This is a genomic window from Bacillota bacterium, from assembly GCA_013178125.1.
In the GTDB taxonomy this organism is placed as follows: Bacteria; Bacillota; SHA-98; order Ch115; family JABLXJ01; genus JABLXL01.
Genome location: JABLXJ010000054.1, coordinates 69,695 through 92,742 on the forward strand (window position 1 = coordinate 69,695; position 23,048 = coordinate 92,742).

General features: G+C 55.1%; 24 protein-coding genes. 8 read left to right on the forward strand and 16 right to left on the reverse strand.

From position 1 onward, the window contains the following. Positions 1–59: 59 nt before the first annotated feature. The 3 genes from HPY71_15970 to HPY71_15980 all read right to left on the reverse strand — a co-directional run bounded on the left by HPY71_15970 (position 60) and on the right by HPY71_15980 (position 3,747). Positions 60–1,076, reverse strand: coding sequence for a ribose ABC transporter permease (locus tag HPY71_15970; protein NPV54985.1), 1,017 nt, complete (start codon positions 1,074–1,076; stop codon positions 60–62). Next, positions 1,076–2,575, reverse strand: coding sequence for a sugar ABC transporter ATP-binding protein (locus HPY71_15975; protein ID NPV54986.1), 1,500 nt, complete (start codon positions 2,573–2,575; stop codon positions 1,076–1,078). The genes HPY71_15970 and HPY71_15975 overlap by 1 nt, the downstream gene beginning before the upstream one ends. A 119-nt stretch (positions 2,576–2,694) precedes the next feature. Next, positions 2,695–3,747, reverse strand: a complete 1,053-nt coding sequence (locus tag HPY71_15980; GenBank protein NPV54987.1) for a LacI family DNA-binding transcriptional regulator — start codon at positions 3,745–3,747, stop codon at positions 2,695–2,697. A 631-nt stretch (positions 3,748–4,378) separates the two neighbouring features. Between HPY71_15980 and HPY71_15985 the strand changes: the two genes are divergently transcribed. Beyond that, positions 4,379–4,624 (forward strand): AbrB/MazE/SpoVT family DNA-binding domain-containing protein, encoded by a 246-nt coding sequence (locus HPY71_15985; GenBank protein ID NPV54988.1) that lies wholly within the window; start codon positions 4,379–4,381, stop codon positions 4,622–4,624. After that, positions 4,612–5,082 carry a PIN domain-containing protein gene (locus tag HPY71_15990; GenBank protein ID NPV54989.1) on the forward strand — a complete coding sequence of 157 codons (471 nt, stop codon included), beginning with the start codon at positions 4,612–4,614 and terminating at the stop codon, positions 5,080–5,082. The genes HPY71_15985 and HPY71_15990 overlap by 13 nt, the downstream gene beginning before the upstream one ends. Before the next feature lie 104 nt (positions 5,083–5,186). On the opposite strand, the gene HPY71_15995 is transcribed toward HPY71_15990, so the two are convergent. The 4 genes from HPY71_15995 to HPY71_16010 all read right to left on the reverse strand — a co-directional run bounded on the left by HPY71_15995 (position 5,187) and on the right by HPY71_16010 (position 9,615). Further along, a complete protein-coding gene (locus HPY71_15995) occupies positions 5,187–5,426 on the reverse strand; it encodes a hypothetical protein (GenBank protein NPV54990.1) in 240 nt (79 codons plus the stop codon). Between the two features lie 146 nt (positions 5,427–5,572). Continuing rightward, a complete protein-coding gene (locus HPY71_16000) occupies positions 5,573–6,346 on the reverse strand; it encodes a 2-hydroxyglutaryl-CoA dehydratase (GenBank protein NPV54991.1) in 774 nt (257 codons plus the stop codon). 154 nt (positions 6,347–6,500) lie between these two features. Further along, the gene (locus HPY71_16005) at positions 6,501–7,985 is read right to left on the reverse strand and encodes a 2-hydroxyacyl-CoA dehydratase (GenBank protein NPV54992.1); all 1,485 of its coding nucleotides are present in this window, start codon (positions 7,983–7,985) and stop codon (positions 6,501–6,503) included. A gap of 109 nt (positions 7,986–8,094) precedes the next feature. Next, positions 8,095–9,615 carry a 2-hydroxyacyl-CoA dehydratase gene (locus HPY71_16010; protein ID NPV54993.1) on the reverse strand — a complete coding sequence of 507 codons (1,521 nt, stop codon included), beginning with the start codon at positions 9,613–9,615 and terminating at the stop codon, positions 8,095–8,097. Between the two features lie 307 nt (positions 9,616–9,922). Here HPY71_16010 and HPY71_16015 point away from each other — a divergent pair, with 307 nt between their 5' ends. The 3 genes from HPY71_16015 to HPY71_16025 all read left to right on the forward strand — a co-directional run bounded on the left by HPY71_16015 (position 9,923) and on the right by HPY71_16025 (position 13,020). Beyond that, a complete protein-coding gene (locus HPY71_16015; GenBank protein NPV54994.1) occupies positions 9,923–11,008 on the forward strand; it encodes an aldose 1-epimerase family protein in 1,086 nt (361 codons plus the stop codon). Positions 11,009–11,239: 231 nt separating this feature from the next. Next, positions 11,240–12,007 carry a DeoR/GlpR transcriptional regulator gene (locus tag HPY71_16020; protein NPV54995.1) on the forward strand — a complete coding sequence of 256 codons (768 nt, stop codon included), beginning with the start codon at positions 11,240–11,242 and terminating at the stop codon, positions 12,005–12,007. A gap of 74 nt (positions 12,008–12,081) precedes the next feature. Next, positions 12,082–13,020 (forward strand): sugar kinase, encoded by a 939-nt coding sequence (locus HPY71_16025; GenBank protein ID NPV54996.1) that lies wholly within the window; start codon positions 12,082–12,084, stop codon positions 13,018–13,020. A 131-nt stretch (positions 13,021–13,151) separates the two neighbouring features. Here the strand turns inward: HPY71_16025 and HPY71_16030 are convergent, their stop codons facing one another. The 3 genes from HPY71_16030 to HPY71_16040 all read right to left on the reverse strand — a co-directional run bounded on the left by HPY71_16030 (position 13,152) and on the right by HPY71_16040 (position 14,624). After that, the gene (locus HPY71_16030) at positions 13,152–13,442 is read right to left on the reverse strand and encodes an alpha/beta-type small acid-soluble spore protein (GenBank protein ID NPV54997.1); all 291 of its coding nucleotides are present in this window, start codon (positions 13,440–13,442) and stop codon (positions 13,152–13,154) included. A gap of 237 nt (positions 13,443–13,679) precedes the next feature. After that, entirely contained in the window at positions 13,680–13,955 is a 276-nt protein-coding gene (locus HPY71_16035) for an alpha/beta-type small acid-soluble spore protein (protein ID NPV54998.1), read from the reverse strand. Positions 13,956–14,105: 150 nt separating this feature from the next. Continuing rightward, the gene (locus tag HPY71_16040; GenBank protein NPV54999.1) at positions 14,106–14,624 is read right to left on the reverse strand and encodes an ECF transporter S component; all 519 of its coding nucleotides are present in this window, start codon (positions 14,622–14,624) and stop codon (positions 14,106–14,108) included. Positions 14,625–15,037: 413 nt separating this feature from the next. Here HPY71_16040 and HPY71_16045 point away from each other — a divergent pair, with 413 nt between their 5' ends. The 3 genes from HPY71_16045 to HPY71_16055 all read left to right on the forward strand — a co-directional run bounded on the left by HPY71_16045 (position 15,038) and on the right by HPY71_16055 (position 16,730). Further along, positions 15,038–15,658, forward strand: coding sequence for a chromate transporter (locus HPY71_16045; protein NPV55000.1), 621 nt, complete (start codon positions 15,038–15,040; stop codon positions 15,656–15,658). Further along, the gene (locus HPY71_16050) at positions 15,655–16,176 is read left to right on the forward strand and encodes a chromate transporter (protein NPV55001.1); all 522 of its coding nucleotides are present in this window, start codon (positions 15,655–15,657) and stop codon (positions 16,174–16,176) included. The genes HPY71_16045 and HPY71_16050 overlap by 4 nt, the downstream gene beginning before the upstream one ends. A gap of 206 nt (positions 16,177–16,382) precedes the next feature. Then, positions 16,383–16,730 (forward strand): alpha/beta-type small acid-soluble spore protein, encoded by a 348-nt coding sequence (locus HPY71_16055; protein ID NPV55002.1) that lies wholly within the window; start codon positions 16,383–16,385, stop codon positions 16,728–16,730. Positions 16,731–16,904: 174 nt separating this feature from the next. Here the strand turns inward: HPY71_16055 and HPY71_16060 are convergent, their stop codons facing one another. The 6 genes from HPY71_16060 to HPY71_16085 all read right to left on the reverse strand — a co-directional run bounded on the left by HPY71_16060 (position 16,905) and on the right by HPY71_16085 (position 22,869). Beyond that, positions 16,905–17,288 carry a hypothetical protein gene (locus tag HPY71_16060; GenBank protein ID NPV55003.1) on the reverse strand — a complete coding sequence of 128 codons (384 nt, stop codon included), beginning with the start codon at positions 17,286–17,288 and terminating at the stop codon, positions 16,905–16,907. 109 nt (positions 17,289–17,397) lie between these two features. Next, entirely contained in the window at positions 17,398–18,867 is a 1,470-nt protein-coding gene (locus tag HPY71_16065) for an ROK family transcriptional regulator (GenBank protein NPV55004.1), read from the reverse strand. A gap of 48 nt (positions 18,868–18,915) precedes the next feature. Then, the gene (locus tag HPY71_16070) at positions 18,916–19,629 is read right to left on the reverse strand and encodes a hypothetical protein (GenBank protein ID NPV55005.1); all 714 of its coding nucleotides are present in this window, start codon (positions 19,627–19,629) and stop codon (positions 18,916–18,918) included. 88 nt (positions 19,630–19,717) lie between these two features. Next, a complete protein-coding gene (locus HPY71_16075; GenBank protein NPV55006.1) occupies positions 19,718–20,719 on the reverse strand; it encodes an AIR synthase in 1,002 nt (333 codons plus the stop codon). 57 nt (positions 20,720–20,776) lie between these two features. Then, complete coding sequence (locus HPY71_16080; protein NPV55007.1) at positions 20,777–21,400, reverse strand: ECF transporter S component; 624 nt, start codon at positions 21,398–21,400, stop codon at positions 20,777–20,779. Between the two features lie 191 nt (positions 21,401–21,591). Further along, positions 21,592–22,869 (reverse strand): DegT/DnrJ/EryC1/StrS family aminotransferase, encoded by a 1,278-nt coding sequence (locus tag HPY71_16085; protein ID NPV55008.1) that lies wholly within the window; start codon positions 22,867–22,869, stop codon positions 21,592–21,594. Between the last annotated feature and the right edge of the window lie 179 nt (positions 22,870–23,048).

Below are 23,048 nucleotides of genomic sequence, written 5' to 3' on the forward strand. Positions count from 1 at the left end.
CGTTGTAGTCCCGCAGGCCTAATGTTAATGCGGACACCCGGACCCATCCGGCGACCTCTTCACCTGCGCCTCCGCAACTGGTCGAATATAACCGCTGCGACGATGATGAGGCCCTTGACAATCTGCTGGTAGAATGATGAGACGTTGAGCAGGTTGAGGCCGTTATTGAGAACCCCGATGAGCAGGGACCCTATTACTGTGCCAAAGATGCCGCCTTCCCCGCCCATGAGGCTGGTCCCCCCGATAACCACCGACGCGATGACGTCGAGCTCCTGCCCGACGCCAGCAACCGGCTCCCCGGAATTCAACCTCGACGTGAGGATGACCCCTGAGAGCCCCGCCGTAAGGCTCGAAATCCCATATACAATTATCTTAGTTTTCTCGACCAGGACACCTGAAAGCCGGGCTGCCTCCTGGTTGCCGCCAATGGCATAGACATGGCGCCCGAACCTCGTCTGGCTGAGAACAATGCTCCCGGCTATCGCCACCAGCGCATAGATTATGACGGGAATGGGTATCTGGCCTATAAGCCCCCCGCCTATGAAGCGAAATTCCCTCGTAAGGCCACTAATAGGGTAGCCCTTGCTGTAAACAAGCGTCGCGCCACGGGCCACGCTCATCACGCCGAGCGTCACGATGAACGGGGCGACATGGCATTTTGTTATGACTAATCCGACGAGAATGCCCAGCAACCCGGTGACAATAAGAGGCACCAGGACGGAGACGAAGACGCCGGCCTCATGGACCACCTGCATACCAGCTGCCAGGATCCCGGCGAGGGCCAGAACCGACCCAACGGATAGATCGATGCCTCCTGTCAGAATTACAAAGGTTGCGCCGATGGCCATTATCCCCGTGATCGAGACCTGGCGCAATACATTCAGGATATTTGCCACCGAAAGAAAGTTCGGGCAGAGCATTGCGAGAATGGCGCAAATGACAAGGAATCCGAATAAGATCGCGTATCTCTCCGCCAGTATGCGCCAGAAAGAGACCTTGCCTCCAGGGCTCTCGGAGACCCAAAGGCCGCCCTCATGTTTCGCGGTTTCTGCGGCGGTCCTAGCGTCCAACGTCATCAAGCAGCACCTCCAAACGCCAAATTAAGCACCTTTTCCTGGGTGGCTTCATCATGCCGGAGCTCGCCCGCGATCCTCCCATGATGCATGACCAGCAGCCTGTCGCTGATGCCGAGGATCTCCGGCAGATCTGAAGAAATGACGATGATCCCGACTCCATCCTTTACAAGCTCATTCATGAGCTTATATATCTCCAATTTAGCCCCGACATCTATGCCCCTTGTCGGCTCATCAAAGATGAAGATCCTGCAACCCCTTAAGAACCATTTGGCGAAGACGACTTTTTGCTGATTGCCCCCGGATAGGTTCCTCACCTTTTGCTCCACGCTTGGCGTCTTTATCCCGAGACGCTCAACCATATCCACAGCAGACTTGTGCTCGACGAGCCTGCGAATGAAACCCCATTTTGAGATGCGTTCCAGGATGGGGAGGGAGATATTGCCTCTAACATCGAGCGGGAGGATTAAACCCTGGAGCTTCCTTTCCTCGGGGAGGAGACCGATCCCGATGCGAATTGCGTCGAAAGGTGATTTTATGTCGACCTTCTCGCCAAACACGTAAATCTCGCCGGAATCCTTCCCATCGGCACCGACGATCGACCTCATGATCTCGCTGCGCCCGGCGCCCACAAGCCCCGCAATACCCAGGACCTCCCCGGCATAGAGCGAGAAGCTCACATCCCGGAAATACGGTTCATGAGTTAGCCCCTCAACCCGCAATATCTCCTCGCCCCGTGGGACTCTCTCCCTCGGGTACTTCTCCTTCAGATCCCGGCCGACCATGGATTTTATGATATGATCGACATCGACTTCATTAACGGGCCAAGTCCCCATACGCCTGCCATCCCGCAAGACCGTGACCCTATCTGCGATCTGAAATATCTCCTCCAGCCGGTGCGATATGTATATTATGGTGACGCCACTCGCCTTCAGCCTCTCAATCACGCTGAAAAGAATCTTTATCTCGTTTTGCGTGAGGCTCGCCGTCGGCTCATCCATGATTATAATATCCGCATTAAACGAGAGCGCCTTGGCGATCGCCACCATCTGCTGCTGAGCCGCGCTCAGCCTTCGCACGGGGACATGTAACGGCAAATCCATGCCAAAGGAAGCCATCAAGGCCTGGGCCTTTCCCCTCATCTCTTCCCAATCAACAAAGCCCAGAGCTCTCGCTGGCTCGCGTCCCACAAAGATATTCTCGGGTATTGTCATATAGGGTATGAGGTCAAGCTCCTGGTAGATCACGCTGATCCCGAGCTGCTGAGCCTGCACGGGCGTGTTGATCTCAACCCTTTTACCCCGGAGGAGTATTTCCCCCTCATCGGGGCGGTAGGCCCCTGACAGGATCTTTATCAAAGTTGATTTACCCGCGCCGTTTTCTCCTACAAGGGCATGCACTTCCCCCTTCCGGGCTTCGAATGTTACATCATCGAGCGCCTTGACGCCGGGGAACGTCTTGGAGATATTACTCATTACAAGAAAGGCCCCTGCTTCACCCATATAATACACCTCCCCAACCACGCCGTCGTGCCACCATGCTATCATGCTATCACGCGTCCATCTTCCCGCCTCCCGACCCGACCCACCCAGACTTGTGCCACGGGCGGCCGTCGAGCGGCTCAATTCGCCTCCCCATTCTCCCTCAGGAATAGCTCTAATTCGTCTTCGGCGTTTACATCCGTGGATTTCCTCACGATAAGCCTTGGTGCGAGGACTATATGCTTGCTCCTGGCCCTGGGGTTCTTGATTGACCGCATCAGCAGCTGCATGGCCTGTGCACCTATCTCATGCGACGGCTGGGATACCGTGGATAACCCCGGTGTGATCTGCGAAGCGAGCGGTATATCATCAAACCCTATTACCGCGACATCCTCCGGGATTCGAAGCCTTCGCTTCTTTACGATCCTGAGCGCACCTATCGCCATAAGGTCATTGGCCGCAAAAATAGCCGCCGGGGGGCTGGGGGAGTCCAGCAACCGTATCGTGGCAAGGCACCCGCCCCCTATCTTCAGATCACCATTTTGGATGATATCGTCATCCCTTTTGATGCCTGACTCCTCCAGCGCCTTTAAATATCCATTCAGGCGATCCCTAAAAATTTGTATATCAGGCGGTCCTCCGATAAAGGCTATCCGACGCTTGCCGAGGGAAATCAGGTGCATTGTCGCCTCATAGGCTCCCCGAAAGTTATCTACGATAACCGAGCTCAGAGATAGCGCCTCGAGTTTCCGGTCGATCAAAACAACAGGCAGCGACCTTGCGAGCTCTACTATGCGCTTCTCCACCTCCCTACCCCCGCTCACCGAGGAGAAAATCATGCCATCTATCCACCTGTTGCCCAGGGCCTTGATATACTCGAGCTCTTTCTCCCTATTCTCATCGGTGTTACCCAGGATGATGTTGTAGCCGTATCCCTTCGCAGTATCCTCCAACCCGCGGACGACCTCGGGGAAAAAGGGGTTGGTTATATCCGGCAGCAACACAGCAATCAGCCGGGTCTTTTTATTACGGAGACTCTGAGCTAGAGGATTCGGGCGATAATTGAGCCGCTCAACGGCCTTCAACACGGCCTCCCGCGTCTCCTGTTTCACCTGGCCAGTGCCATTTAATACGCGAGAAACCGTGCTCGGCGATACCTTTGCTAGCTCGGCAACTTCCTTGATGACCGGCATCGAAGCTTTCCGATCCTTTCGATAATATTTATAAACAACATATCTAGTCTTACCACGTCTTGCCCGTCTAAAGTGCATTTGAAGCGAGCGGTATATTTTTAAAGCAAGCAATAAGCGTTAGATATTGCAACTGTAAGGTATTGTTTTATCTATAACGGTATCGATTTCTGCAATGGATTTCTGAAATCGATTCCTCAAAATATATTTCTACGGGAAAGTCAAAAATCCTTCTTTAGATATTACAATTTTTCTTGCTATATAACTATATAATAAAGGAGAGAATGAGTAAGGCTAAAATGCGGGAAGAATAGACAGTAGCAGTAGCGTAGCTCTACCATCTAACATAAATACAATATGGCAATATCAGACGCTACCTGCCTCTTCAACAAACGAGAGAATCCCTCGGGCCAAAACTGGAGCTTCTCTAGCATTTTTCCAAATATAAGCTATCTGGCAAGGAACCGGGCAGGGTATCGAGGTAATACGTGGGGATAATGCTATAGTCAGCGATTAATAGCACAGTCGAACCATACTTAATATCCAATAAGATATACTTAGTAGGACCTATTGACAAATTACTTGGTGATATCTATGATATACTTACTAAGGCAGATAGCGTAGGTGAATCTATGTGATTAGTGCTACGATAAAAGTTTCCAGTAAGAGGCAAATCACCGTCCCTTCAAAGATCGCGAAAGCTCTAAAGATCGAGCCTGGTTCCCAATTGCTCCTAGAATTAAAAGGGAACAAGGTTATACTTACACCAAAGCCCACAAGCTATACAGAAAGGTTCTCGGGCGTACTTCATAGCATTTACGGGGACGAGAAAGAGATAAAGGAGTATGTTCAGGAGGAACGGACCTCGTGGGAGCGGTAGACGCATTCAGAAAAAGTCTTGAGAATGTTAAATCGATATTGATCGATACAAACATAGTCATCTATTTCCTTGATGGTACACCGAGATACGCATCCTTAGTGAGAGCTCTATTTGAGGATGCAGAGCAAGGGCATATACGGCTGGGCATATCTACCATAACAGAGCTGGAACTGTTAGTCAAACCCATTCGTAAGTCTGAGGCAAATGCCATAGATGAAATTGAATTCTTCTTGGATGGATTCCCCAATCTCGAGATTATCCCTGTAACCCGAGAAATCGCATGGAAGGCGGCTCACATACGGGCAGGGATAAATCTTGGAGTCCCTGACGCCATTCTCATTGCTACCGCATCCCAAATGGGATTCGACGTCATTCTTGGAAATGATAAAGAATGCTCCCGAAAAGTAAAAGATCCTCCTTATCTTTATCTTGACGGATTTCTCGAGAAACAAGCCTGATGGAGATGATGGGCACAAAACAAGGAGAGAAATCCCCTGACCCTTCTCGTTTATGAAGGGGATAGGGTTCTCCCCTAGAAGGCTGAATCCCGGGGGGTCTAAAATCAGTAACCCTCGTTTGATGTTCCCATCCTGAACGCGTCCTCTATGCTAACGATATCGGTGCTTGCACCGCAGACGGGACAGACAATTGACCCCGCATCCGACAATCCGCCAATTCCTATGAAGTTGCCGCACTGCGGGCACTTTATGCTTTCTTCGGCATTGTCGGGCATAACCGGGCTGCTATGCAGGTCATCCATTTCCATCTCTCCTTCTCTCCTTCCGTGAACCCCAATTTTCACCGGAAACTTTATTATTTTTATTTAGAGTTATTATGCCCCTTATCATGCCCGCAATGCGCAATGCGCGAACCCCCGCCCCCCTAATATGCAGCAAACCTCCAATACACAGCCCGTGAATGGGGAATGGCGAATGGCGGGGGGGGGGGTTAACCATCAGCAGCGATAAGCGCCGCTCCCAGTGCCCCTACAATCTGAGGCTCTTCCGGCCTGCTTATCTTGACGCCAAGCCTCTCCTCGAGGCTCCTGACCACGCCATCGTTCTTGGCGACGCCCCCCGTCATTGTAATACTATCCTCGAGGCCGACCCGCTCGGCCATGCCCGCCACCCGCTCCGAGACCGCATCGTGCAGCCCTCGAATGATATCCTCTTTCGGGCGACCCTCCGCTATGAGTGAAATCACTTCGGACTCCGCGAAAACCGTGCACATGCTGCTGATGGCCAGCCGCTCCCGGGCGAGGCCCGAGAGCCTCCCCATATCCTCCAGGTTGACCTCGAGCGCCCTCGCCATTACCTCCAGGAATCGCCCTGTCCCGGCCGCGCACTTATCATTCATCACGAAATCAACCACCCTGCCGTCCTTGCCGATACGAATAACCTTGCTGTCCTGGCCCCCTATATCTATGACCGTCCGGGTCCGCGGGAATAGATGGTATGCCCCCCTGGCGTGGCAGGTAATCTCGGTGACCTTCCTGTCAGCGAAAGGGACGGCGATCCGGCCATAACCCGTTGCTACAACCCTTCCAACTTTCCCCACATCCACCCCCGCCCTGCGGGCGGCCTCAGCCAGCACTCGCTCCGCGACATCCCTGCTGCTGGCCCCCGTAGGCATGATGCTATACCCCAGGATCTGCCCACGATCTACATTCAAAAGGACCGCCTTGGCTGAAAGCGACCCGATGTCAACCCCGGCAGCTATCACGTCTGCGTCACCCCTCTATTGTTCTGTAGCTTCTCTGAAACATCGCCAAGTCAGCGCGGGCATAGGTTTTGCCACTTATGGAACTCACTTCATGGGGCGTGATTGGATCCTTATAGCATCACTATAGCATTTCTACGGCATATCTATGGCATATCTATAGCATCTCCAGGAAGCCTTCTATGCGGGTCATTACCTGCCCTTCCGAGTAGTTCCTCCCATCCACGCAATCGCCGTCGAGGACGAGCATTGGTATACCCCGCGCCTTCAGGGCCTCCTTGATGGCCCAGACACCGCCGGTCGCCTGCCTGCACCCCCAGTGGGAGAAGTGAATCACGCCATCGATCGAATACTCATCGACGGCCTGGAGGGCCGCATCGATCCTTCGTTCGATCCGGCCATACCCGAAATGCGACAAAGCCTTGCGCGCAAGGCTCTCAAATGGTCTCTCAGGATCCATCTCATCCCAGTAGATGCGACTGAACTCATCAAACACGATCCGCGCCCCGAGCTCGACTTCCATCTTCCTCCACAGCCCGTTAGGGTAAAATGGCTTGAGATGCATCCACAGCAGCCGGTGCCTCTCCGGCGCGCCTTCACCATCGCCATCACCCTGGGCGATACGCCCCTTCCCGGCCCACCCCTGCCGCGCCTCAGCCCGCCCCTCGGCCCGCGCCAGGACCTCTTCATAAAGGCGCTTATAAATCCTGACCACATCCCTCGTCCCGAAGCCCCAGAAGAGCGCGGCCACAAAACCCAAGACCTCCGCGCCCAACACGGGACAGGGCTTTCGCTTCTTGAGCTTGTTGACTTCAATTGCATAATGCCTGGCCTCGTTGGAGAATTCAATAGCCCTCGCGAAGCGGCTCATATCGACCCGCCGGTTGAAGCGATGTGCAAGGGCGTATGCCAGGGCCTCCAGCTGCCTGGCGTAGTATTCGAGTGCATCCCTGAATGCTCCCCCACCATCTTCCGTATCTTCCGCACCTTCTGCATCTCCTGCATGTCCAGCATCTCTCGTATCTCTCGCATCCCCCGCCCCGCCGCCTGTCACCCATGGGGTATCTATCAGGTAAAACTCCGCGCCCAGCGCCCGGGCAAGGTTACCAAAAAGCTTTGGGGCCCCGTCGCACAGGTGGGAGGCGGCAACGAGTGCATCAGGGCGAGGCAGGTAGCCCTCGAGAGCCGCGCCCGCGGCGCAGCGGTGAAAGGAGCAGCTGTCCCTGGCGTACCAGTGGTCTTCGGCGATATTGAGCATTTTCCCAGATAGACCTATGGAAGCAATCGCGGCCGAGGCTATTTCCGGAGAAAAGGGGACAAGATCCAGGGCGTAGAGGAGCTCTGTGGGCGCAAAGGCGCTGGTCCAGATTACAGGCCGCCTCCGCCCCAACCCGCTCACCCTCCCCCTGCCAAAGGCCATCCCCACCTGCCCCAGGCCAAACTCAGCCAGGAGGCTTGCGGCCTCGAGGGAATGGCGAGATAAACCGAATACCCTGCGCAAAGCAAGCCCCCACCTCATAACCTCATATGTAAGCGCGGATGTCGCGGCCCGCCGGAAGGCCCTTTCCGGAAGCTTCCAACGCTCCTCACACTTCCTACGCCCCCCGCGCTTCCCACCAGGCTCTGCCATTGGTTCTCCCATCCATTCTGCCATCCACCCCACCTGCCTCAAGAAACGCTGCCGATCATTTCCATTCCATAGTCGGTCATTTCCATATTCGGTCATTTAGCCGGTCATTTCAACAAAGGCCTCAACTGATCATCTCCACAAAGGCCTCAACACGCGTCCGGGCCTGCCCCGCCCCGCCGGCGGTGTAATCCCCCTCCAGGAGCAGCACAGGGATTCCTCTCTCCTCGAACCTACGTCTCAAACCGATATGGTCGTAGAGATAGGGATCGCAAAACTTGAGCCCATAGAATATAATCCCCTTTGCATCGAATTCGCGCACCAGATCGTAAACATGTTCAAACCTCGACGACGCGTGATACATCCGGGCGCACGGGGGCTTGTTCAGGTATCTCCTCGCTATGGCGCGGACGAAATTCCCGCTCCGCTCCGCCTCATCGAGGTCCACCTGGCCGTCGAAATACCTCATGCCCGTACATAAATCATCGGCCACCACCCTCGCACCGGCATCCTCAATGATCTCGATTACAGGCGCGTCGCACACGCTGCCTGCCACGAGGACCCCTGGGCGGGGGGTGCTTTGGCCGGGGGTGACGCTTTGAGGATGAAGATAAGGATAAGAAAGCCGGGCAAGTATACGCCTAAGGGCGGCGTTGAATCTTGATTTTGGATATGACATGCTCATTTTCACGATCTTCATGAGATCAGTACCTGCTATCGTAATGCCTCTCGCCTCCGGCCCTGCCAACCCCTCGCGTCCTTCCCGGCCCGCCGTCCCCTCTACCTCAGCCCCGGCCCGCCCGCAACCGTAACAGCCATTTGCCTTGTTAAGCAGGTAGACGGAATGGAGCAGCTCCCGCGTTTCGTTGCAGGTCCTGATCGCATTATAGAGGCCCTCATCTGAGAAGGCCGCACCGAACCGGGACGAAAGCTCCTGTATAAGCCGTCTAAGTTCCCGTTCCCAGTAATTGAGCGCCAGATCCTCCATGGCCTCGGCCTCCTCCACAACCCAGGCCCTCCCGCGACTCTGGACCCGGGCAGCTTGCGGAGCAAGCCGTGGGACGTTCAACATGTAGCAAAACCCACCCCCGGTCCTGCCATCCCGGCCGGCGGTCCCGGATGTAACCCCGGCAATCCCGGCAGCCCCAATAGATCCGGTAATTCTGGTAGACCCGGCCCTCGCGCGCCGCCAGGCATTGTAAAGATGACACATGGCGTTGCACGATGTCGTCATTATGGCCCCGTCGAGCGCCCCGTAGCGGCCCTTTATCGCCCCTTCGAGGCAGCTCCTCACATATGGGCACAGGTTGGAACCCAGATAGATATCGGCGGATCTCACGGGATTGAAGGTCCCGAAGATTCTCCTGGAATCCAGGCCCGCCGCAAGCAGTATCTCCTCAGGCGTGTAGGTGCAGAACCACCCCAGGACCCCGGTAGAAGCGTTGGCAACTCCGGCCGCTCCAGGTTCTCCGGCCGCCTCCGGCCGGGCCACCCCTGATCCGTCAAGCTCGGCCTCGAGGAGATCACTGACAGCCCTGATAGCCAGGGATGCACCACCACCGCCACCACTGATTTCGTTTCCATAACCTGGCTTATCTAGATCGGCGCGCATCATAAACCCTCGCCCCTTTTGGATCCTCGTCAAGTTGCGATAGGTAAACTACCAGAGATTATTCTTGTCTTTCGACGCATCATAAAATTTCCCTCCTGATTCATGCATGGCAAAAGGATTGAACCGCGAAATGTCGAAGTTACTTTATTATCTTACTATATCCATATTCCCCCGTCTTAACCTGACGATTCGTCAACCACCCCCTCACCTCGTGTTGAGACTCAAAAGGGGGTTTGCTTAGCAGATAATTGACCAGCCTCAGCCGGGATAAAAGTGAGAATAGCTTACGATATATGACAAATACGCCATACACGATAACATCTTCAAGGAGGTATTTATCATGGCTTTTCTATTTGGAAGGCAGTATCCCAGGGATGAGCTTCTCCAGAAGGCCGGGTCGATCTCACAGATCGGCGGCGTGAGGCGCTTTGTCCTCTCAGAGGGAAAGGAGGCCGGTGTTGAGGCCATAGAATTCAAGACGGGAAGCGGCCTAAGTTTTACAGTCCTCCCGAGCCGCGGCATGGATATCTCCTCGGCCGACTTCTGCGGCAGGTCTCTCTGCTGGCGTTCAGCCACCACAGACGTCTCCCCGGCCTACTATGAGGAGCCTGGCTTCGGATGGCTTCGCAGCTTCTTCGGTGGCCTTGTGGTTACGTGTGGCCTGACATATGCCGGAGCCCCCTGCGAGGACCAGGGCAAGAAACTCGGCCTGCATGGCCGCGCGTCAAACACACCGGCCAGAAACGTATGCGCCGATGGCGAGTGGGATGGCGATGACTACATAATGTGGGCGCGGGGCAAGGTCCACGAAACAACCGTCTTCGGCGAGAACCTGTGCCTCACGCGGGAGATCAAGGCTAAACTCGGGGAATCGAGGCTTTTCATACACGATTCCGTGGAAAACCTGGGCTATAACACGACCGAACACATGTTCCTCTACCATATAAACATCGGATTCCCTGTGATCGATGAGGCTTCCGAGCTGCTAACGGCGAGCATGAAAGTCGACCCGCGTGATGCCGATGCCGAGGTGGAGAAGGAGAAATATGCGACGTTCCTCCCGCCGACGCCAGGCTTCAGGGAGCGCGTCTACTATCATGAGGTGGCGCCCGACGCGGAAGGTTACTGCCTCGCAGCGGTCGTGAATCGCAAGTTCGACGGGGGTAAAGGTTTCGGCGTATACGTGAAATATCCTAAAGCCGAACTACCGTATCTCATCGAGTGGAAGATGGCGGGCCAGGGTGTTTATGTGATGGGTGTAGAGCCGGCCAACTGTCATGTCGAAGGAAGGGCAAAGGACCGCGCGGACGGGAGGCTGGCTTTCCTGAAACCAGGAGAGGCCCGCGAATATCATATCGAGATCGGCGTTCTGGACGGGAGCGAGATGATATCCAGGGTTGAAGAGGCGATCAAGCGGTCCTTGTAGAGTTCTAGTCTCTTGTAAGGCTGCTAATTTTCTTGTAGGGCTATAGGGTTGCTGGTTGCAGGTTTTCCACACCGATTAGAGTAGATGAGATCGCACGACCCGGGAAAATATTGTGGCCAGATCCCGGCCTGCAAGAAGGATTTTCCCGGGCCGTGTTGAATTATGTTCTCAAGGCGGACAAAATAGTGAACTATGCGGATACAAACGGACACGTCCGCTCACGGTGGTTGAATGAGCCTACTGGCAGAGGAAAGACTAGAACGAATCATAGTAGAAGCGAAAAGGCACAGGGTCATCAAGATAACCGATCTCCGGGACGTGCTCGGTGTTACCGCCCGCACAATCCGCCGGGACTTGGAGGAGCTCGAGCGGCGAGGGATATTGAAGCGTACGCACGGCGGTGCCGTCTGGGTTGGCGATCCCGCCCATGACCTGACTTTCGCGGTCAGGGCGTCAACATGCAGGGAAGAGAAGGCCCGTATAGGGGCTGTTGTTTCGAATATGGTTAAGCCAGGCGAGGCCATTATTATCGATGCCGGGAGCACGATGGTGGAGGTGGCCCGCAACATCCCCGACCTGGCCGGGCTGACGGTGACGACCAACTCACTGAGCGTCGCGGCGGAGCTTGTTGGCAAGCGCAGTGTAACCACGATAATGTCCGGCGGCGTGCTCAGGGAGACGACGCTCTCCCTCGTGGGCCATAAGGCCGAGGAGACATTTAAGCAGATCAATGCGGACAAGGCCTTCATAGGGGCGAGCGGCATCACCATCGAGCATGGCTTCACAAATTCAAATCCGTTTGAAGCGGAGGTCAAGCGCGCTATGATCCAGGCGGCGCGCGAGGTCATCGTTGTGGCAGACCACACGAAGCTGGGGAAGGTAAATCTAGCCTCCTTCGCCGCCCTCGCCGATGTTGACCTCCTTATTACAGGCGTGGAAGCCGATGAGATAACCGTTAAGTACTTACAAAATAACGGTCTCAAGGTGATGCTGGCATAGCATATGCGTAGCATGGATGGCATAGCATCATGGCATAGCCTTGGCAAAACATGTTTTTGTGCGGAGGGAGAAGCATGCCTCAAGTAGTCTGTATAGGAATTCTCGTGGCGGATGTGGTTGGCCGCCCCATCGATCGAATCCCGGATAAAGGGAAGCTTGTCCTGGTGGATAACATGGAGCTTCACACGGGCGGTTGCGCCACAAATACCGGAACAGCCCTCGCGAGATTGGGCTTTGACACAGCCGTCATCGGCAAGGTTGGCGCGGATGGATTTGGAGATTTCATTCTAAAGAGAATGACCGAAAATGGACTCAACGTGGAGGGCGTCGTGATAGATCCGTCCACCAATACCTCCGCTACCATGGTGATGGTGAGCTCCGATGGTGAAAGGAGTTTCCTGCACTACACCGGCACCAACGCAAAATTTACATTCGATGACATAAACTGGGACATAGTGAAATCCGCGAAGCTCCTTCACATAGGTGGCTTCTTCCTGCTCCCAAGCTTCGATGGCATTCAAACCAGGGATGCCTTGAAACGGGCAAAAGAGCTTGGAGTCATCACAAGCCTCGACACGGCCTGGGATGATCGCGGGAACTGGATGAAGTTGCTCAAGCCATGCCTGCCCTATGTTGACGTCTTCCTGCCGAGTATAGAGGAGGCCAAGATGCTGACGGGGGAGTCGGATCCGGCCAGAATCGCAAGCAAGTTCATGGAATATGGTGTTAAAACGGTCGGGCTCAAGATGGGGAGCGAAGGTTCATTTGTAAAATCAGGCGACCAGGAGTTTAGAATACCCGCCTACAAAGTGAAGGTTGTCGATGCAACTGGCGCCGGGGACGCGTTTGTTGCAGGGTTTATCGCTGGCGTTGTCAAGGGCTGGGATCTCGAGACTACAGGCCGGTTCGCAAATGCAGTCGGCGCGAGTTGCGTTACGGCTATAGGTGCATCGAGCGGTATTAAGTCCCTACAGGAGACACTTGAGTTTATAAAGACAGCTAGTTTGGCATGAACGTATAAAGCAAGTCCCTTACAAACCAGACAAACCAGGCTACAAACCGAGCATTAATGAAATGAGCGAAGGGGGCCGGTAATCGGCCCCTTGGAATATCATCGGGAGCTTCTAGAGGCTCCTACTGTTTGCTACTGTTTCGTTGCCATATTTCCAACGTTAGGTACATTGGTGGGCGAAGTATATCCCGCCTGGGTTAAACCAGCTTGGAACCCCGCCCTCACGCCCTGGAGAGTCCCCTCGACAAGAGACCTCTCAGCCGCCTCGATCATACGTCTTACCATATGACCACCGACTGCACCACACTGAGCTGCTGGCAAGTTGCCCCAGTAATCGCCCTGGATTAGATTCGTGGGGATATTCAGCTCATTTGCGATTTCATATTTGAACTTGTCGAGCGCGGCTCCTGCTTGTGGCAACATAGCTCGATTTCTCCTGGCCACGTCCTTCACCCCCTTATATTTTTCTAGCTTTAGTTTGCCATGTACGGCTTTCAATAATGTTAGGGAAATGGTGGGTGGGGATGTTTGTATCAGCCAGAAAAGCTAGCAGAAAAGCGAAAAGCAGGGGAGGGAACTCCTGCCTTTCGTGTCTACTCTATCATGTTTTCCATTATATCTATTTTCCTTATATATCTAGAGTGTGCCGACATATCTGACTCACTGAGCCTGAGTTGGGGCGCCTTTCATAAGGCCAGCCTGGAATCCGGCTTTAACGCTCTGGGCTGCCTGCTCAGCCAGCGACTGCTCGGCAGCCTCAATCATACGCCTTACCATGTGACCCCCGACTGCGCCGCAATCCTTTGCAGATAAATTACCCCAGTAATCCCCCTGAATCAGGTTAGTGGGAATATTTAGTTCATTGGCTATCTCGTACTTAAATTGCTCCAATGCGGGCCGTGCTCCAGTTACGACTGCGCGATTTCTCCTGGGCATAGCAGCTTCCTCCTTCTTTCTCGAACTCGAACTATCTATAGTTTTCCCCCGGCCCGCCCCGTTATGTTAGACGAATCATGGCACTATTCCATATGACTTCCATAATACTAGAATATTAGCTCATTCTCTTGTTTCGTTTTTCCTGCCACCTTATCGCATATATCCCCCCGACGACTTCCTATACGCCTTTCGCAAGGCCTGCAACAACAGGCCCACTGCAATGACCGCAATGATTATCTCCGGGATGCCATGGGTGATAGCTACCACTCCTGCGGCGCCCGGTTTCAAGTATCCAAAGGTAGTTGCCAGGCCAAGCACGCCGATGGTGTTAGTAGCAGTTCCCACTATCGCCGCGAGCACGCCGCTTCTCGTCTTCTGGTAGACAAGAGCCGCGAGCACGCCGATAAAAACCCGCGGCACAACGGATATCACTGGGTTCCCAAAAAAGGGATTTCTTGGAACAAGCCAGCTCCAAAGGCCAAAGACCAGGCCTACGAATCCCCCTACCACCGGGCCCTCAAGGCAACCTGCCAGGATCGCTGGTATGTGCATTGTCGTTGCACTCACTCCCGTAGGCATCGGTATCCTTCCTATCCCGCTTACCTCGAGAAGTATTGCAAGAGCCCCCAGCATTCCCGCTACAGCCACCTGGCGGACCGATAATCGCATAACATTCACCCCCGTTCCAGTCCATATCGGTACCGGACGAATTTAGATTAAAACCCCAGTACAGGGAACCACCTCCTTTAATTATTTTATTCGTCATTGGGACTAGGAATCCCTCCCGGGACAGTTTCCGTCCACCACATCACTGCCTATGTAGGGCCACTACCCACGCAGGCATCCAGCACCTTACGATACCTGAGAATTATGCCCAGGGGTTGATAATTGGCACCAACTGCTAATTATTACTCGCAGAGCCCGAAGATCTCGAAAAACCTGGCCTTGATAAAATCGCACGCGCGTGGTATCTTATAAAAAGCGTGGTAATGTGATAATTAGATGTTCCCAACCCTGATTCTTCAATATCTGACTCTCTATAATTTATATCTGTATCTGTTATTTTTAGGAAGGCGAGCCTTGTGCCAGCAGATAAAACCGCTAATACGCCGGATCCTGCTCATACTTTAACAATCCCAGCACTGATCTTCCAGATTTTCTCGGTATTCTTTAGCATCGGGGCATTTACCTTTGGTGGCGGCTACGCCATGGTCCCGCTGATCCAGCGCGACATCGTCGAAAGGCGTAGGTGGCTCGAGCGGGGGGACTTTGTAGACTCCCTTGCCATAGCGCAGAGCGCACCCGGCCCCATAGCGATCAATGTAGCCGTCATGACAGGATATAAGATCGCCGGGGTGCCCGGGGCGATGGTAGCCACACTCGGTGCCGCCCTGCCTTCTTTTATAACTTTGCTCGTTATTGCCGCATTCTTTCTCGGCATCCAGGACGTCCCTGCAGTCCAGGCCTTCCTCAAGGGCATGAGGCCTGCGATCGTGTCTCTCATACTCGCGTCCGTAATCCCCATAGGCAGGACGGCCATTGCGAGCTGGAGTGGCCTTATTATCTCTGCCCTGGCCCTGGCGGCCCTTGTAGGGCTGAATCTCCACCCCATTCTAGTAATAGTGTTCGCAGGCATAGCAGGTTTAATCATTGAAACTCTCCCGCGGACGCCCCGGGAATCGAAAGGGAGCGAAACAGAGTGATCCTACTCACCCTCTTCTACACCTTCGCCAAAATCGGGGCCTTCAGCTTCGGTGGGGGCTACGCCATGATACCCTTGATTCAACGCGAAATCGTCACAAATCATAAATGGCTCTCCCTCCCGCAATTCATTGATGTCATAGCGATCTCCCAGGCCACACCTGGCCCCATCGCAATCAACTCCGCAACCTTTGTCGGGTATAAGATTGCAGGTTTTTGGGGATCAGTTTCCGCCACCGTTGGCGTGGTCCTCCCACCGTTCATAATCATGTTCATCCTGACAAGGCTCTTCCTTAAATACAGGAACCTTTCATCCACTCAGGCGGCGTTCGGCGGCATCAGGCCTGCGGTCGTCGCCCTCATCGTCGCTGCTGCGGTGTCGATTTTTTCATCGTCGATAACGGACTTCCCGGGCGCCGTTATTGCGCTGGTGGTATTTATAGCAACGGTCTTTACCAAAATCAACCCGATAGTCCTTCTTCTATTATCGGGTATATCAGGTGTTTTCATCTATCACTGAAATATAACTAAAACGTCGAAAAACGCCGGCTCAAGTCAGGAATGCCAGTTAAAAGCCGAAAACGGCATATATACATTATATATATATATCGTTAGGGTCTGCTGGATAGACTGGGAGTCTCTCGCGAGCCTCCCACTGTTTTAATAACATACCCCCTTGCTGCGAGGTTACACTAGAGTCAGAAACATACAAGGGGGTGAAATAAAATGCCCGGAAGACGAAATCGCACTGTCATTCCCCAGGCAAAACAGGCCCTTGATAATTTAAAGTATGAAATCGCAAGCGAAATAAACTTCCCTATAAACCAGGTGCAGGGCGATTACTGGGGTAATATATCGTCCGCACAATGCGGAGCAGTTGGGGGGCACATGGTCAGGCGCATGATCGAAGCGGCGGAGAGGTCGCTCTCCGAGCAGGCGGTTGCCGGAGTGAGGGCTGGTTTCCGCGCAGGCTTCGCTGCCGCAGGCCAGACCTCGCCGACGCAGGCGTTGAATCAACCTGGCACTATTTCCGCGGGCCAGATCGTTTCCCCCACGGAAACGAAGCTCCAGTGACATCAATGACATTAGTTGAATAGGTTAACTTAAAGAATATAACTGTATATACATCCTCGATTGTCCGACATACAAGAAGGCAAAGGAGAACATATCCCTTGCCTTCTTAAATTACGTCTAAAAATTACGTCTAAATTTTATGCATGTCTTGTTTTGTTATTGTATATTGGGCCTTCAATGCCTTGTGCTCTTTGACCCAGCTATATACCCTTTTTCCCCTTCACCATCTTTTTTACTTTTCCCCGCTTTACTTCTACCCGCTTTGCCCGCCTTCTCGCCCTCGTTTTCGTTTATCCCCTCGTTTATACCCTCAGCGATCTCCTCGAGGCGCCTCGCTGCAGGCATCTCAACCGGGTCCATTATGCCCCACGCATGCGCCGCCGACACCTCATCAGCGTCCGCAGCATCCACCCTCACGAGGGTCACATCGCTATTCATGGGGTCTTCCCTCATGCCCTCGAGCCGCTCGCTTTCGAAAAATCTTCCCTTATCAACCCCTAGCCTGTTGCGGATTTCAGCCTTGTCTTTCCTCCGGCTCTCCCGGCCGCGCTGTGTCATGAGCCATCACCTCGCACCATTTGTGCCTTCGTCTCGCTCCATTACAGTACAGTTTGGCCGAAAAGGCTGAGATTTAATACTTATCCTGTCCTCAGGCTATGCCAAGGCCTCAGGCCGTACCAATATTTCTATTCCCATTACCCGCGGTACCGGCCGCTCCGGCTCCCGCGAATATCTCATCGCCTGCACCGATTATGCTCATATCATAGGATATAGCCAGGCTCGGGTTTGCCCGCTCAATTGCCACTGCAACCGCTCCGAGGATCTCCGCGTCCCGGCCCAGGCTCGATAGCAATATCGGCGGAGGCGAATGCAAGAGCGACTTCACGCCGTCGCTGATCGGCCCCAGGATCACCTCACCAACCTGGGCCACATCCCCCCCTATGATTACTACCTCCGGGTTTAACAAACTTATAATATTGGCGACCGTGTATGCAAGGTACCTGGATACCCGGCCCACAAGATCGAGCGCGAGGTCATCGCCCAGGCGCGCAGCCTCGAATACCAACTCCGGGGTAATCCTATCAGGTCGCCCCCCGGCCATCCGTGCAAGGATATCCCCGCCGCCGGCGGCGCTGCCCGATTCTCTGTCCGCCCCTCCCGCCCCGGCTCCGACCCCGGCCCCAACCTCAGCCCTAGCCCCAGCTCGGGCTCCAGCCCCGGCCCCAAGCCCGGCAGCGGCATGTTCCACCAGGGTGGACCAGCCGGCCATAACCTCGAGGTAGCCCCCTTTCTCCTGGGCCCTCTCGATCGCGGTCTCGGTGACGATCATATCCCCTATTTCGCCTGCGGCCCCTGTCGAGCCCCGGTAGACCTTGCCGTTGATTATGATCCCGCATCCAACGCCCTGGCCGAGCGTGACCAGCACGAGGTCCCGGACGCCCTTACCCGCGCCCCGCCAGCTCTCCCCGAGGACGGCCAAGTAGACATCGTTATCCGCTACAACGGGGACACCAAACCTCTCCTCCAGCACAGCTCGTACTGGAAAATTATCCCATCCAGGCAAATGCCTGGCCCTCACCACAGTGCCGTTCTCAACCCTCGTTATGCCGCATACAGCAACCCCAATCCCGCAGACTTTTGAGGAATCGATCCTGGCCTCCTCTATTACCTCCTCGATCAGGCGAATAAGCGTATCCAGGATTGCCGCCTGCCCGGGCCCAGGTGCTGGTGCCGCCTGCTCGCGCCCGCACACAGTCGCCCCCCCAGAAGGCGCCCCCCCGGGTCCGCCTGGAGCCCGCGAGGCCGAGCGTCTCACATATATCCTGCCATCCAGGTCGGCAAGGCCCACTATTATCTGACCCGCACCCACATAGGCGCCTATGGCGTAATGCTTCCTGGGGTTGAACTTGATGAGGAACGGTTTTCGCCCGCCGCTCGATTCCCCCGCTCCGATTTCATCCACCCACCCATCGGCCACGAGCTGATTCACTATCTTTGAAACCGTGGGGGGGCTCAACTTCAGCTCCTTGGCGATATCCGCCCTTGAGATGCATTCGTGCTCCCGGATGAGCTCCAGGATCATCGACTGGTTTAACTCCTTCATCAAACGGGGGTTTCCCGTGGGGCTCCTGCGCACTAGTCTACCAACTCCTCTAATCCTTAAAAAAGCATCCTCATTTAATTCTTAAGGCAGCATCCTCATGGGGAGGTTTCGAAGATATGTCTCACACTTCCTGAAGCCTTCGGCGTATTTGACTCCGCACTGGTAGCCTCTGAATTTCGCCTGGGTCTCCATGAAGTCCAAGAAATCGATGTGGTCGTGCTCCTTCATCCAGGTGACCTGGCTCTCGTGTCTCGCCAGCATCTGCCTCTTCAACTCCATGGTATCGGTCACATCAACATAGTCCGTCGGCAGGAAGTCGCACCCCGCGAGGGAGTCCATATAGTATATGGGGGTCACCTTTGGATGAAATTCATGCTCGCTCTCGAGTTGCGGCAAGCTGGCCATGAAACTTGCATCAAATACCACCTGCGAGGCTATAGTGTGGTCGGGCATGTAGTCATTTGGAGGATGAGTTATTATGACATCTGGTTTCGCCAGCCTGATTACATCCATCACCTTCAGCTTTATTTCCTCCGTGGGGTAGATGCCGAGATCAGAGATATCAAGGTTGACGACCCTGGCCCCAATCAATTTCCCCGCTTCCTCCGCCTCTCTCGCGCGGGTTGCGGCTAGCTCCTTCCTTGGAATATGGAAGTGACCGAGGTCCCCATTTAACACATGACACATGGTAACCTCGTGGCCGAGCTTCGCATATTTAGCGAGTGTGCCGCCACACAAGAGCTCGAGGTCATCCGGGTGGGCACCAACGGCTAAAACGCTAAGCCTATCTCGCATGCATTCATTCTCCTTTCCGGTCTCAGCCTTCAGCCAGCGCGGGATCAAAGCACGCCCGGCGCTGCTCTAACATCAATTCGTCATAGTCCTAACCTTCGAGCGCCCTGTATAATTCATCCCTCTCAGGCGGTCGAATCTCGACCTCATCGCCCCCCTGCCTCACCAGCACTCGCCCGCGCCCGGGCTCCACGATCTCCCCGATGACGCTCGCGGGAATCCCTGCTTCATCAAACGCATCCATAACCCTCTTCGAGCAAACAGCCGAGATCAACATGCACCCGCTCGAGGTAAGCTTCAGCGGGTCGATCCCCAAGAGATGGCAGATATCCCGAGTTTCAGGCGCAACAGGTATCCTGTCCTCCCATATTCTCACCCCGGCGCCGGAAGCCTCACATAGTTCAAAAACGGCGCCCATTACCCCGCCCTCCGTGACATCGTGCATGGCCGTCGCCCCATTGGCCGCCGCGATCATCCCCTCGCGCACAACGCTTATATTCCTGATGAATTCCCTTGCGTTCGCCACCCGCTCCCGCCCGATGCCGCCCTGGATCAATCTCTCGGCGAGATCTGCTGCCAGGATAGCCGTCCCCTCGAGGCCCGCAGCCTTGGTGAGTATGAGATGATCGCCTGGCCGGGCCCCCGAGGATGTGATGAATGAATCCCTTCTCGCCTTTCCGAGGGCTGTCGAAACCACCGTCAGCCTAGTCACCGCGGAGGTAACCTCGCTATGCCCGCCGAGTATCTCCACACCCAGCGACCTGGCCGCTCTATCGGCATCCCCCATGACCCGCCCTATATCCTCCTCGCACGCGTCCGGCGGCACCATCACGGTTATGAGGAGGCCCACAGGCTCGGCGCCGTTTGCCGCCACATCGTTACACGAGATGTGAACCGCGAACCACCCGATATTAGCAGCGGCTCCGGTTATAGGATCGGTAGATACGACGCAGACAAAATCCCCGAAATCTATGACGCTGCAATCCTCGCCTATTCTGGAGTGTACAAGCACATCCGGACGACGCGCCCCAAGCCTTGATAGGACAAGTCGCTCGAGCACATCCTGCGGGACCTTGCCGATTCTCACAGAGATTCGATCCCCCTATCCCTCTTCACTATAGGTTCTACCCGCCCCCAAATCCTGCCCCTCTCAGATCGTGCCCGTCCTCCTCAATGTGCGCGCCAGGGGAATCGCCACAAGCGCCCCCACAAAGCACTGAATCACGTCCCCGCCCAGCTCCACGGGCACGGCCGCCAGGCCGTAAAGAATCCATGCGCTGGCGGCGTAACCTGCTATCATTATGGGAGCTCCGAGGGCCACTGCCATGAGGTCGCGCCTGCCATCATTCCTGACCCCGCCACCATTCCCGGGGCGACTATCAGGCCCGCCCTCCGGCCACGGCGAGGCCACGGCCCGGGAGGCGATTGCGCCGACGACGTACCCCTCAGCGCCCTTGATGACAAAGGTGAAGGGCGCCCAGATCGGGTAGCCTAGGAGGAGATCAGATAGGGCAGAGCCCACGCCCGCGATGAGGGCCCCCGTCTTCCGGCCAAAAAGAAGGGCCGTAGTATATACCACCGCCTCGCCGAGATTGAAGTAAAGCCTGTAGGTGGGGGCGGGTATGCGTATCATAGTCGCGACCACGACCATGGCAAGCATCAAGGCGCTCAAGGCAAGTCTCCTCGAATCACCCTCGCCCCGGCCGGGCGGACCGGATGGCACATCCCCGCCGCTCCCCGCTCCCGTCGAAACCCTGGATGCATCCTCTCTCATACCATCCGCCCCTATCCTTATCTTTTGGTTATAGTATACTACCGCCCCCAACCTTGCCGCAAGATATCGCAGAATGTACCACAGAATATAAGGGACGGGCTACAGGACGGGCGCAGCGCGGCGGACCTATCCGGCGTGCCTTCCGGGCCCTGGCCCTGGCTAGCTGATCTTGCGGGCCATGGCCTGCGCGCCTATTTGGCGAACGCCCTGGCGACCTTGAGTATCCCGTCTATCATAAGCTGGATGTGCTTCTCCTCGTAGACGGGGTGAACCGGCACGGTGAAGGTCCTCTCCTCGAGCCATGCCGCATTCTCGCAGAATACCTTGGTGTAATCCACGCTTTCGGGGTCCGCGAGCGGGTCCTCAAACGGGTACTTCGCCCGCCCAAAGCCATTATGCTCCCTGTAAGCCCGCTCCTTGTAGCTTTGCGGCCACAGCACCGGGCCCGCAGGGATACCCTCTGCAACCAGCGCATCGGTGAATGTCTTTTTATCGCAGGTCAGGTTGTCGAGATCCAGCACAACAGGGAATAGCCAGAACCCATTGACCTTCCCATCCACGTTATGGGGCGGCAGGTACTTGATCTGCGGGCAGTCCTTGAGCGCCGCAATCAACATCTCACCATTCCGGCGCCTGTTCTTGAGGTTCCAGCTATCGAGCCTCTCGAGCTCCTTCAACCCTATAATCGACTGCATCTCCGTCATCCGGTAGTTGAAGCCAACCCGGTTGTGGATGTAAGGCAACTTGGCCTCGAGCTCGAGGAGCCTCATGCGTTGCCTCACATCATACCCGTGATCCCTGAAGGACCGGCATTCCCATGCCAAGTCCTCGTCGTCTGTAATCACGCAACCGCCCTCGCCGCCCGTTGTGAATGTCTTGCTCTGGCAGAAGCTGAACGCGCCGGCGTGCCCGATGGTCCCAACCTTCTTGCCCTTGTACATCGCGCCGTGCGCCTGGGCGCAGTCCTCGACCACAAACAGGTTGTGTTCCCTGGCGATCTCCATTATGGGATCCATATCGCAGACGTTCCCGTAGAGGTGCACTGCTATGATGGCGCGCGTCTTGTCCGTGATCTTGGACTTGATGGATTCCGGTGAAATCGTATGGTCCTCCCGCTTCACATCGGCGAAGACCGGGACCGCTCCAGCCTGGCAGACACAGAATGACGACGCGATGAAGGTGTAGGACGGCGTTATCACCTCGTCACCGGGCCCGATTCCGAGGCCAGCCAGGGCGACATGCAGCGCCGACGTCCCGTTCGAGGTCGAAATCCCGTACTTCGCGCCGTTCCACTCGGCGAACTTCTGCTCAAACTCCATCCCATAGGTGCCGGTCCAGTAGTTCACCTTCCCGGTCTTGAGAGGCTCCATTGCGGCTTCAATGGTCTCCGGCGCAAATTGCGGCCACATCGGAAACGGATCGCGCGTTACGGGGGTCCCGCCATATAAAGCTAGATCTTGTTTGCTCATCTTCCTGATTCCCCTCTCCTAATAATCTAGATTATCCCGGACTTATCCTGGATTATCATGAATCTATCCTGGATTATCCTAAACTTACCCTCGGTTATCCTGGACTTATTCTGGGTTATTATCGATTATCCTAGGTCCTCATGGATTATCGTGGACTCACGGGTTCGTGATCCAGGTTT